We start from the raw sequence: 12414 nt of genomic DNA, 5'->3' as shown, positions 1-12414 counted from the left end.
AATTGAATTTAAGGAGGTGATTAATATGAAAACAGAAACAATTAATATTGAAGGTATGAGTTGTGATCACTGTAAACAAGCCGTGGAATCTGCCCTAACAAATTTAGATGGCGTATCAACTGCTACGGTCAATCTTTCAGAAGGGCATGTTGATGTCGATTATGATGACAATAAAGTAACATTTTCTCATATGAAAGATGCAATCGAGGATCAAGGGTACGACGTAAAATAGCTTTACTCAATGTAAAGTAAAATGGTGATTACATATCGACGATGTAATCACCATTTTTTATTTATAACTACTTTTCATAAGTTAATTATACGTACACTTCACGTTGGTACTTTAGCTATTCTAATTCACACGTAGTTGCGTATCCCCTGTTTGCAATACTTCTATCGTTGCATCCAATGCATCAACGATTAAGTTTTCCACAGCCGCATCTGTATAAAATGCGATATGTGGTGATACAATAACATCTCGACGCGTGATTAAATGTTTTAACAACTCATCTTCAAATGTGCCCTCGCGTTGATCACTTGGAAACAAACCTTTTTCACCTTCATAGGTATCAAGTGCAGCGCCTTTAATTGTCCCATTATCAAGCGCATTTAATAATGCTTTCGTATCAACAATCGTACCCCGGGCACAGTTAATAAATACTGCACCTTTTTTAAATTGATTAAATAACGCTTCATTGAATAAGTAGTCATTTTCTTTACTTGCCGGGATATGTACTGTAACAATATCAGCATCTTTAATAGCCTCACTAATACTTGATTCATATGTTAAAAATGATTTTAACGATTCATTTTGAAAAATATCATAAGCAACGACTTTCGTTTCGAAGCCTTTAGCGAAAATTTTAGCAACAATACTCCCAATACGTCCTGTACCAATAACAGCTACTTTTAAATCTTTAATAGAACGTGATAATATTTCAGGTTGCCATCTAAAATCAAACTCTGCTGTTTTTTGTTGAATATCATTATAATTACGAATTAAGTTCAACGCTTGAGATACCGTATATTCAGCTATAGAATGTGGTGAATAGGACGGCACATTAGAGATGATTAAATCATATTTCTTAGCTAACTCAAAATCATAGCAATCAAACCCTGCGCTTCGTTGGGCAATCTGCTTAATACCAAATTCATGTAATTTTTTATACACTTCTTCATCTAATGGAATTTGTTGAGACAAAGATACACCATCAAAACCTTTAACACGATGAACTGTATCTATAGTAAGCAAATCTGTGTCTAAATCAACTTCGACCGCCCGCTGTGTAGACCACGCTTCAATATAGGGTATATCCTCTGGTCTCACTCCAAACAGTTTAATCGTTGTCATAATCATTTCACTCCTAATGTTTTATTGGTATAGATATCTTAATGACTGGATTCTTTTCGCTGCTTCTACTAGCTCTGAATCACTAAGTGCTAATGAAATTCGTACATAATTTTTCCCATGTTCACCAAATGGGATGCCTGGGGCCACTAGAATAGACTGTTCTTGTAATAAATACGTTACAAATGCTTCTCCATCGTATCCTTTAGGTGTTTGTAACCATAAGAATATGCCACCTCTCATTGGTTCAAAAGGAATATGAGCTTCTATTAATTTCTTCTCAAATTCATCTCTTCTTCGTTTAAAAGTTTCATTTTGAGCTTCTAAAAATGAATCATAATGATTTAACGCATATGTGGCAGCATCTTGAAGTGCACCAAACATCCCAGCTTGTGTATGTGTTTGAAATTTTTTCAAGGCTTGTATCATTTCTTTATTTCCAACCGCAAACCCTACTCTAAAACCAGACATATTATATCCCTTAGATAAAGAAAATACCTCAACAGCTAAATCTTTAGCACCTTCAGATTGGAGTATGCTTGGATTTTTGTTATCAAAACCAAAAGCACTATACGCAAAGTCATGTACAATTTTAGTTTTTGTGTTTTTAAATTGAGCTACAGCTTCATCAAATACAGATTGTGTAGCAACTGAACCAGTTGGGTTATTAGGATAAGTCAAATAAACTAGACGTGTCTTTGATAAAACCTCTTTATCTACTTTATTCCATTCTGGTAAGTAGTAAGGTGCTTTGAGTACCAGAGCATGTGGCTTAGCATCAGCTAATAATACACCAGCTAAATAATCTGTATAACCTGGATCAGGGAGCAAAACATATTCCCCAGGTTTAACAATACATTGTGGTAAATTTACTAAGCCGTTTTTTGTGCCATACAATATACAAACTTCGTCTTCCTTATCTAACTCAACTTGATACTGTCGTTTATAAAAGTCGACAATCGCTTGTTTAAAGCTATCTTTACCATGAAATGCTCCATATTTTTGATTCTCTGGAATCCGTATCGATTCACTAAAGCAGTCAATAATACCTTGGGGTGTCTCACCGTCTGGGATGCCCACTGCCATATTAATGAGTGTTTTACTACCATGTTCTACCTTACGTCCCATTGTTTTCCCAAAATAACTATCAGGAATTTGAGATAATTTATCAGAAATCACCATTTTATGTCCTCCTATAAAAATAAAAAAGCTATATACCTTTTAAAGTGGCATATAGCTTTCACATGTCACCTATCTTTCAAGTCATATTACTTGTTGGACGAAGCACAGTACTCGACATGCAAGTCTGTTGCTGAAGTATCAATGGGCCAAATCCCTCAACTTCTCTGGATAAGTTTGTCATTATTAAATTAATTATAATTTTATCAGAATATTCATACTTGTCAATCATCTATTAATAAAAAAAGAGAGTGACTCATAAGAGTCACTCTCTGATATATAGGACTAAATGTTTATCATTTAGTTACTTAAATCTTACCACCAGTTGTTTTGAGCACGGAAAGCAAGTGCTGCGTCAACTGAACCATAACGCTCTTTAGCGTAGTTAAGCATACCTTTAGTTTGAGTAGCTACTGAACCAGTTCCCCATGATTCTTTAGTTTGTCCTAAACCTTGGTAACCTAATTCGTTAACAGCATTTGGATTACCGCTTGATTCAGGCATTACAATTGTATTCCACATAGCTTCTGTACCACCAGCAGCTAAGAATTGAGATTTAACTGATCCACCAGTTGAAGCAGCTGTAGTTTTTGCAGCTTCATAAGTTTTAGTTGCAGTACTTGTTTGAGCTGTTTGAACGTTAGATTTTGATGAAGCTTTAGGTGCTTCAACTGCTTCTACGTTTGTTGTTTTTGTAGTTGCTTGTGAACGAACTTCACTAGCAGCTGTTTCATTAGTATTTGATGAAGCTTGTGAACTTACATCTTGTGAAGCTGTGCTTTGAGAAGTTGTACTTTGAGCACCTGCTACATCATATTTCCATGACCATGAACTACCGTCTGAAGTGAAAGTATATTCGTAACCATTTAATACGAAGTCATAGTTGTACGCACCAGCGTGTAATGGTTTTTCGTTTAATTGAGCAGCTCCACTTTGAGCTAATTCAGCTAAATGACCTTGGTCAATGTTTGATTCTGAAGCGTGTGCTTCATTGTGATCTGTTGATGCATAACCTGTTACACCTAATGCTACTGCTAATGATGATGCTAAAATTGTCTTCTTCATAATAAAAAAATCCTCCATTTAAATCTTTTGTAAGTAAAATTATATTTTTAGTTAAATTATTTATCGTATCTGCTAGTTAACATATCTACCAAAATTGTTTAATTTTTTTATGCGCTATTTTTTCGCCACAAATAATATACCATAAATTTCGCCGATTTATATTACACTTGTATAACAAAACTTTACAAAAGTAATTTCTCTTTGTAATATTGGAAACCTTTTCGTTTTGTTTTATAACGCTTAAATTCTCTTCTTTCAATCTATTTTTATTTATAAACCCTTTCATATAAGTGTTTAATTACATTTTTAAAAACAATAAATTATTTTCTGAATTATTACAGAAACCGTTTTTGTTACATAATTGTAAAATAAAAATTCGACAGAAAAATTATATTTTAGTGCAATGCTTGTAATTATATTATTAAGAAAATATAAAAAGACTACTGTTACGTAGCCTTTTTGAGTAATTTTACTTTTTTTGTGGTGAAGCATAAAACTTTATTTCCTTAACAAAATTTACGTTTTAAACTAAGAATTTGAATATTTCTCTATCATATAATTTTAATACTTTCATATAGAATGTGTTCACCAAATAACCACTAACAAATGGAACTACAAAGAACGCAATAAATACGAGCAGTAAACTTAATAATGGTGAATGATCCATAAATCTAAATCCACTTATCGGACCAACAAGTCCTATAATGCCAAAGCCTGCTGATTCTTTTGTTCCTCCAATGCCTATCAGCGCCCCTACAAAACCCGTAATTAGTGCAGTAGTAAATATAGGTAATAAGATAATGGGATGCCTCACCATGTTGGGAATCATCATCTTAACCCCGCCTAAGAAAATTGTTATTGGCACGCCAGATCTATTTATCTTAACTGTACCTGCAACAAGTACACCTTCACATGCAACGATACCAAGAGACGCAGAGCCTGCAGCAAGCCCACTAATTCCTATAGCCAATGCCGTTGCCACCGTAGATATCGGACTAATAATAATAAAACTGAACACCAATGCAATGAGCATCGACATTAATATAGGTTGTAATTCAGTAAATGAATTGACAAGATTTCCTATGCCTGTCGTAATTAATTTTATGTATGGAAGTATAAGAACACCTATAAGGCTGGCTAACACGCCAACTATCGTAGGTAAAATAATTAAAGTCAAACTACCAAATCGTTCTCCTATCACTAATATAAAGAATACTGCAATTGCAGCTGTAATCATTGTGTTAATTAAATCTCCAACTCCTACAAGCATCCATATACCATCTTTAAATTGTGCTGCACCGCTACCAACAAACGCAGAACTAGCAACGACTGCTGTCGCTAAAGGTGTAAGTTTAAAACGCATCGCAATCAATGCGCCAACTAAAAGGGGCACAGTAAATTGAATACTTTCTACTATTTGTAGTAATGTTTGGAATATAGCATATTTCGGGGCAAATAATTTAAACAGCTCTCCTAAAATCGCATTAGGAATAAGACCTGCAACAATTGCTATTGCTACACCGGATAATACATTATTGATAAATTGTTTCGGGCTCATCTTAATCATAGAAGTTCCTCCTAAGCTGTAGTAAAATATACTATATCATATTTTCTTAATTTTCAGAATATTTATTTTGTAACTTTTTCTTTTACACGTCGACTCGTCATAACATACTAAAACACATCTTTCCAAACTTCCTCAAGAAAGTAAACTACTTTCTTAACTTTAGAAAAATGTGCTTTAGTCAGTTGCTTCAATATTTATTTTTAATACGCTTAGTTATCCATGAGTTTTCCAGTAAGTACGAGACCTTGTGTGTCATTTTCAAAAAATTCTAGTTTTTGCAACTTATTGTTTTGAGGTAAAAATTTTTCAAATTGTTCCCATATCCAAAAAGCAATATTTTCAGCAGTTGTATTCATTTCTGGCAATGTCTCATTAACTAATTGATGTTCTAAGTAGGGCGCAATGTGTGCCTTATAGAGCTTGTCAACTTCATTAAAATCCATAGCCAAGCCATAACGATCTATTTCAGATAAAATCTCTACATTAAATTTATATTGTTGATTTTCCAAGTCTTTGTGCAATTTTTCTGTAAAATAAATTCTATTGTCACATTTAAATTCATAAAAAGTCTTTATTAATACTGCATTATTTCTATATTTAAATGTTTTAGGCGGTAAAATATCATCAAATTGAGTCATCATAGTTCACTCCTTTTCCTTTTATAAACCTATACCCTTTTCTCTTTCTTCTATATAAAACTACAGGAACTTGATGTTTTTAAATATGAATGCGTGGCAAAATGATATATAAATAATTATATATGAGAGGTTGTGACATATGACTATCTATATCCAAAGAATATATGATGATACACAAATTGAAGGTATACGTATACTGGTTGACCGCGTGTGGCCAAGAGGTATATCGAAAGATAAGGCCAATTTAGATTATTGGTTAAAAGATATTGCCCCTACGTCACATCTAAGAAAATGGTTTAATCACGATCCCCAATTATACGCTGCATTTACAGAAAAATATAAAAAAGAATTACGTGAAAATGAACAACAACGCCAAGCTTTCGACGAATTAAAATCTATCATAAAACAGTCTAATCAAGATATCGTTTTATTATTTGGCTCTAAGGATAAAGATCATAATCAAGCTGTTGTTTTGCAAAATTCATTTTACTAAAATCCTATATTTTTAATCCCAAGTGAAATAACAGATAAGCACCGATCCTATTTCATCATCAATGATATTAACGCACGAATAAAGCCTTAGCATATAATCCAAGGCTTTATTCGTGCGTTAACTATTGTAAGCTAATGATCAAATAAACTTTCTTCTCCTTCAGGCAAACTTTCCACAAAGGATTTAGGGTTTACTGCATAATCATTTCCTATGCCATCTTTCATACGTTGAAAGTGCAAATGTGAGCCTGTTGTTTGTTCTCCTGTATTACCTGAAAGTGCAATCACCTCTCCAGCTTTAACCTCATCTCCCACATTCACTTTAAAATCATTCAAGTGCATATACCATTGGTGATAGCGGCCATTTGATTCTGCGATTTGTACTACTTTTCCTCCTAATTCATTATTAAATGTTCTTGTAACTTTGCCATCTGAAGCTGCCTTTACTGGTGTGTCTTCTGGTAAATCATAATCAATGCCGAAGTGTTTGCCATCAAAATCACTATATTTATATTCACCAAATGTTTCTGTTTCTCTACTACGATCAAAAAAATCACTATAAGATGAGGAATGATTACTACGATCATCTCTTCGTTGCTCAGTTAAATTTTTATTTATACTCTCTTGTATGGATTCTAAATTCGTTATTAATAGCACAATAGGTACAATAATAATAACTAAAAGAATAAATGTTCTAAGTATATTTGCCACTATTTGAGTCACCTTCATATTTTTTGCTTATTATAATATTAGTATAATTTTTATATTATAACTTTGCTAATCATATAACTCAAAAACTGCTCATACTTTAGTTGTATAAAACTCAAAATAAAGGCAAGCCACTATTAATTCATTACAAATAATATGGCTTGCCTTTATTTTTATATCTCTCAATTATATTTCATCATTATAAGAATCTTTCCTCTTATGAGTTATAGCTTTTTAACATACTTTCCATCAAGCTCCAAACACGCTCTACATCAACCGCTGTTGCAAAGTAGGCATTTTTTTCACCTTGCGTAATATTATTCAAATCTACAACCATTGTTCCATATGTTAATGCACTCTGGTGCTCTATATCAATATGAGTATGTTGCATTGTAAATAACGTTGGGTCTAATAAATAAAGTATGGTACATGCATCATGAATAGGGCCACCGTCCATATCAAAGTGTGTTTTATATGTAGATTTAAAGAATTCTAATAATTCTACAACAAACCGAGCAATTTGATTGTCTATACATTTAAAACGGTCAATAATTTGAGTTGTCGCAAGCACTTGATGTGTGACATCCAAACCAAAAACGTTTATATGGATGCCGCTATCAAATACACGTTTAGCCGCTTCGGCATCTACCCATATATTAAATTCAGCAGTAGGTGTCCAATTTCCGAACGTACCACCACCCATAATAGTAATTGACTCAATATATTGCGTGATACTAGGATCTTTGATTAATGCTGTCGCTATGTTCGTTAATGGGCCAGTTGCGACAATCGTTACCGGTTCTATACTATTTTTGAGCTGTTCAATAATTACATCGACAGCATGACTTTGAGTAGGTTTAAGCGATGGTACTTCTGGTAATTTCGGTCCATCCAAGCCAGTATCACCATGAATTTCAGAAGCAAAGGAAGCTGATTTAATCAGCGGACGTGTCGCGCCAATAGAAACATCAATATCAGGTCTCCCCATAACCTCTAACACATTTAATGCATTTTTAGTATTTTTTTCAACTGCTTGATTACCAGCAACAGTTGTCACAGCTAAAATATCTAATGTACTTAACTTTGCCCCAGCTAGTATGAGTGCAATTGCATCATCATGACCAGGATCACAATCCATTATAATTTTTTTACGCATATTCATCACTCCTATCTATAGTTCTATATTATTTTATCTTATTATAGTGCCGCATGTTTCTTATACTGACGATACATGAGAGCAAGTACAATCAACCATAATGGCGCAAAAATCACACCAATACGTGTCTCAGGATTTACGAGTAATACCCCAAAAATAAAGATAAAGAATATTATGATACAAACAGCCATATGCTTTCCACCTGGCATCTTATATTTACTTCGTTTATGTAAATCAGGTCGTTGTTTTGTGTATCTATAATAAGCTATTGTAATAAGCGTCCAGATAAAAATATTCAATACTGTCGATACTGTACTAATATATACAAACACTGTAGTTGCATTAGGTATGAAATAATTAAGCAATACGGCAAACATTAAAAATGAACATGTTACGAGTATCGCTGTAAGTGGTATACCTCTACGATTTGTAACTTGAAACTTAGGTGGTGCTTGTTGCCTATCTGCCAAACCAAACAACGTTCTACTATTTGCAAAAATACCACTATTACATGCAGATGCTGCAGCAGTTAGTACAACAAAGTTAATAATTCCTGCTGCAAAAGGTATACCAACTAATGCAAATAATTTAACAAATGGGCTACTTTCGGGATCTAACTCATTCCACGGAATAATAGAAATAATGACAGCAATTGCACCGATATAAAATATTAAAATTCTAAATGGTACATTGTTAATTGCCTTAGGAATAGTCTTTTCCGGATTTTTTGTTTCACCGGCTGTAATACCTATCATTTCAATCCCTAAGAATGAAAATATTGCCATTTGGAAAGACATAAAGAATCCCGATAGTCCATTGGGGAAAATTCCCCCATGACTATAAATATTAGAAACACTTGCTTCTCCATACGGCGTTTGGTAAGCCATGACAATCATCACAACACCTACAGCAATTAATGCCAGTATTGTCGCAACTTTAATAATCGCAAACCAAAATTCTAGCTCACCAAATAATCTAGTACTTAATAAATTGAAACACATCAATAACAATACACATGCTAATGCAGATAGCCAATTAGGTATTTGTGGCCACCAAAACGAAACATATTTCGCAACAGCCGTTACTTCAGCCATTCCAGATATAATCCAAGTTAGCCAATAAGTCCAACCAGTAATAAAACCTGCTAAAGATCCTACATATTCATGTGTAATATCTGCAAATGAATTAAATTTCGTATTAGATAGCAACATTTCTCCCATTGCTCTCATAAACATAAACAATACAAATCCAACTATAATATAAGTTAACAATATCGATGGACCCGCTAAATGTATTGATTGCCCAGCGCCTAGAAATAGTCCTGTACCGATTGCACCCCCAATTGCGATCAATTGGATGTGTCTATTGCTGAGTTCTCTCTTTAATTGCTCTCCCATATATTCTACCCCTTAGATGTAAAGTGCGCACATTATAATAAGTCTTTTTGTAACAAAGTGTGCAACATTATTTAATATTACTTGAAATTACAAAGTCCCCCATCGTTTGTAATATGTATATTTATCTATAGTGTACCCTTGATAATATTTAAAAAACTGATAAATTAAAACTATTAATATTTTTTAAGTGAGGTGTAATTCAATGAGAGCAATTTTAATAGGCATTTTGGGGGCTATGTTTTTTTCTGTTACGTTTATTTTGAATCATGCTATGTCCGATGATGGTGGAAGTTGGATGTTTAGTTCATCACTTCGATTTATCTTTATGTTCCCTTTTCTTTTCATTTTTGTATGGTTTCAACAGCGTCATCATATTATTTTATTACATATTAGAAAACATTTTATGTTGTGGCTCTTATGGAGCACTTTAGGTTTTGTATGCTTCTATGTGCCCATTACATTTGTTTCCAGCTTTAGCCCTGGTTGGCTTATTGCCGCTACTTGGCAACTGACAATTATTTGTGGATTATTACTAGCGCCGTTATTCTATGAATATGTCCAATATGAGCAACAAACCGTTAAAATAAGAGAACGTATTTCGTGGCGTTCAGTCGGGACTTCTACTCTCATGATTATTGGTGTTGTCCTCGTTCAGATTCCACAAATTTCTAATATTGAACTTCACACTTTCATTATCTCTATTGTGCCCTTGATTATTGCTGCTTTTTGTTATCCATTAGGCAACCGTAAGATGATGGTCTTAGTAGATAATAAACTTACTACTATTGAGCGTATGTATGGTATGACACTGGTTACACTGCCAATATGGTTTATCATTTTTGGCGTAGGCGTAGCTAAAAATGGCTTACCTTCCTCTAATCAAGTATTACAAACCTTTTCAGTTGCCATTTTTTCTGGAATCATAGCAACTGCACTCTTTTTCTATGCTACAAACTTAGTCAAACACAACCAAGGTAAGCTTGCTGCGGTCGAAGCAACACAGGCAACAGAAATTATATTCACACTTATTGGTGAAATGATTTTCCTCGGTCTACCGTTACCTGATGCTGTGAGTTTAATTGGTATCTCCTTAATTACACTAGGCATATTTATATATTGCTATCTAAATAGTTTGATTCAAGAAAATAAAGCTGAGCTTTAAAGTTGGAGTCAAATTGTTTCATAAAATAGAGTTCTATTTTATAAAACAATCACACGCATCACTTAAATTTATAATCTAACAAGTACTTTCTTCCAATCAACCACGTTGACATTCACTAAAGAAAACAAGATAATTTGTATAAATTCTATAAATGATGGCTTGTTTGAAGGAGGTATGAAAGTAATGACGACAACACATGTTGATCCGCGAATTACAAGAACTAAAAAATTATTAATGGACGCTTTTCGCGAAATTGCTAAAGAGAAAAAAATCCATACAATTACTGTGAAAGATATTACAGATCGCGCTACTGTCAATCGTGCAACCTTTTACGCTCATTTTTATGATAAATACGATATTATGGACTATACATTATCGCAAACTATTCTTAAAAACTTAAATGATACTTTAGACATTGTATCTGAGCTTAACGCACAAACGCTATGTACTATCTTCATTAAAATCACTCGCTATATTAATGAAACCCATAATGAATGTCAGTTAAATAGCGACGCCTATGGTGAAGTAGTAGAAAAAAGAATAAAAGAAGAATTAGAAGATATCTTCCTAACATTACTCGTACAAGAACATCCAAATGAAGACAGAGAAGCACTTGCTACTAGCGCAAGATTTTTATCGTGGGGACTATATGGTATCGCCAAGCATTGGTTCCATACGAGTGACTTGCCTGCACGCGTTTATATTGATAAAGCATTACCCTTATTAACGACTCAAATATTAAAATAGTATTTAAAAACCCCCTAAAGTACTGTTAATACTTCAGGGGATTTTTATATGTTGTTTATCATTAATTTCGTTATGCTCTATTCTTTATTATTATTAATAAAGTCTAACACATCACCTGTAATTGCAACGGCATTATTACTTTCACCCTCTATACCGCCATGATGTAATCCAATGACTTGATTATTTTCATCAAATACTGGCGAACCAGAGTTACCACCATATGTACTTGCATCATAAGTGAGTTCTGTTCCTTGGTTATCTATGATTTTCCCTGCACTTTCCCACATTGTTGCTAATGGTTTATCACCAGGGTAACCCGTAATCGTTACTGCATCATCTTTCGAAACAGTAGATGCGTCTTTAAGTGTCGCTGGCTGTACTACATCACCTACAGACTGTCCTTCACTATTTTCTTTAAAATGTACAAGCACTAAATCTGCTGAACCAGGATACGGTTGAACATCTTTTTCTGCAAACGTACCATAAGGAAAATCATCTTTTTCTTTAGCAGCTGGTGCAAATGTCATATTACCGTCTGAAAGATTGGCAACATGTTTATTGGTTAGCACCGTATTTTTATCAATCACTACACCTGTTGCAATATTTTGTCCGAGATTAATAAATCCTACGGACTGGTAATGACCTGTTTCTGTATTTTCAATTTGATGTCTATCCTCGTTTGGTAATATAACCTTTTGAGAGACGTTAGATGGTTGATTCGTTTTATTATCATCTTGTTGTACTTCTGTAGATTGCGCTGGCTGCTTGCTTACTTCATTATTTTCTACATCTGCGTTGGCAAAGTGACTACCTGATGCAAGTGTTAATAATAAAGCTAGAGATAATGTAACACTGCTAATCAATTTTCTTAAAAACATAAATAACCTCCAATTAAAAATAATTTGACTCTTTAAACTTATAGAATTTTCCGACAATAATCAAATGATAATAATAT

Annotated in this window: 13 protein-coding genes and 1 riboswitch; of the genes, 4 read left to right on the top strand and 9 right to left on the bottom strand. The window is 33.6% G+C overall.

Going from position 1 to position 12414, the window contains the following annotated elements:
• Positions 1 to 25 precede the first annotated feature (25 nt).
• Positions 26 to 232 carry a copper chaperone CopZ gene (gene copZ, locus PYW31_RS01600; protein WP_046836404.1) on the top strand — a complete coding sequence of 69 codons (207 nt, stop codon included), beginning with the start codon at positions 26 to 28 and terminating at the stop codon, positions 230 to 232.
• A gap of 120 nt (positions 233 to 352) precedes the next feature.
• Here copZ and PYW31_RS01595 read toward each other — a convergent pair whose 3' ends face one another.
• The 5 genes from PYW31_RS01595 to PYW31_RS01575 all read right to left on the bottom strand — a co-directional run bounded on the left by PYW31_RS01595 (position 353) and on the right by PYW31_RS01575 (position 5797).
• Entirely contained in the window at positions 353 to 1351 is a 999-nt protein-coding gene (locus tag PYW31_RS01595) for a D-lactate dehydrogenase (RefSeq protein WP_046836405.1), read from the bottom strand.
• A 21-nt stretch (positions 1352 to 1372) separates the two neighbouring features.
• Positions 1373 to 2530, bottom strand: coding sequence for an aminotransferase class I/II-fold pyridoxal phosphate-dependent enzyme (locus tag PYW31_RS01590; protein ID WP_046836406.1), 1158 nt, complete (start codon positions 2528 to 2530; stop codon positions 1373 to 1375).
• A 66-nt stretch (positions 2531 to 2596) separates the two neighbouring features.
• Positions 2597 to 2705, bottom strand: a riboswitch (SAM riboswitch).
• A gap of 137 nt (positions 2706 to 2842) precedes the next feature.
• Positions 2843 to 3592, bottom strand: coding sequence for an aggregation-promoting factor C-terminal-like domain-containing protein (locus PYW31_RS01585; protein ID WP_046836407.1), 750 nt, complete (start codon positions 3590 to 3592; stop codon positions 2843 to 2845).
• Positions 3593 to 4115: 523 nt separating this feature from the next.
• A complete protein-coding gene (locus PYW31_RS01580; protein WP_046836408.1) occupies positions 4116 to 5159 on the bottom strand; it encodes a PTS sugar transporter subunit IIC in 1044 nt (347 codons plus the stop codon).
• Between the two features lie 209 nt (positions 5160 to 5368).
• The gene (locus PYW31_RS01575; protein ID WP_046836409.1) at positions 5369 to 5797 is read right to left on the bottom strand and encodes a 6-pyruvoyl trahydropterin synthase family protein; all 429 of its coding nucleotides are present in this window, start codon (positions 5795 to 5797) and stop codon (positions 5369 to 5371) included.
• Between the two features lie 139 nt (positions 5798 to 5936).
• On the opposite strand from PYW31_RS01575, the gene PYW31_RS01570 reads away from it, so the two are divergent.
• Entirely contained in the window at positions 5937 to 6290 is a 354-nt protein-coding gene (locus PYW31_RS01570) for a DUF488 domain-containing protein (protein ID WP_046836410.1), read from the top strand.
• Between the two features lie 131 nt (positions 6291 to 6421).
• Here PYW31_RS01570 and PYW31_RS01565 read toward each other — a convergent pair whose 3' ends face one another.
• From PYW31_RS01565 to PYW31_RS01555, 3 genes are all read right to left on the bottom strand, one after another.
• Positions 6422 to 7000, bottom strand: a complete 579-nt coding sequence (locus tag PYW31_RS01565) for a M23 family metallopeptidase (protein ID WP_082104702.1) — start codon at positions 6998 to 7000, stop codon at positions 6422 to 6424.
• A 214-nt stretch (positions 7001 to 7214) separates the two neighbouring features.
• Positions 7215 to 8153 (bottom strand): nucleoside hydrolase, encoded by a 939-nt coding sequence (locus tag PYW31_RS01560; RefSeq protein WP_046836412.1) that lies wholly within the window; start codon positions 8151 to 8153, stop codon positions 7215 to 7217.
• Between the two features lie 41 nt (positions 8154 to 8194).
• Positions 8195 to 9550 carry an amino acid permease gene (locus PYW31_RS01555; protein ID WP_046836413.1) on the bottom strand — a complete coding sequence of 452 codons (1356 nt, stop codon included), beginning with the start codon at positions 9548 to 9550 and terminating at the stop codon, positions 8195 to 8197.
• Positions 9551 to 9752: 202 nt separating this feature from the next.
• Here PYW31_RS01555 and PYW31_RS01550 point away from each other — a divergent pair, with 202 nt between their 5' ends.
• Positions 9753 to 10712, top strand: a complete 960-nt coding sequence (locus tag PYW31_RS01550) for a DMT family transporter (protein WP_046836414.1) — start codon at positions 9753 to 9755, stop codon at positions 10710 to 10712.
• A 183-nt stretch (positions 10713 to 10895) separates the two neighbouring features.
• Positions 10896 to 11459 carry a TetR/AcrR family transcriptional regulator gene (locus tag PYW31_RS01545; protein ID WP_046836415.1) on the top strand — a complete coding sequence of 188 codons (564 nt, stop codon included), beginning with the start codon at positions 10896 to 10898 and terminating at the stop codon, positions 11457 to 11459.
• Positions 11460 to 11536: 77 nt separating this feature from the next.
• Here the strand turns inward: PYW31_RS01545 and PYW31_RS01540 are convergent, their stop codons facing one another.
• Complete coding sequence (locus tag PYW31_RS01540; RefSeq protein ID WP_046836416.1) at positions 11537 to 12337, bottom strand: trypsin-like serine peptidase; 801 nt, start codon at positions 12335 to 12337, stop codon at positions 11537 to 11539.
• Positions 12338 to 12414 lie beyond the last annotated feature (77 nt).

The organism is Staphylococcus succinus, from assembly GCF_029024945.1.
Classification (GTDB): domain Bacteria; phylum Bacillota; class Bacilli; order Staphylococcales; family Staphylococcaceae; genus Staphylococcus; species Staphylococcus succinus.
This window is presented reverse-complemented; position numbering and strand designations above follow the sequence as displayed.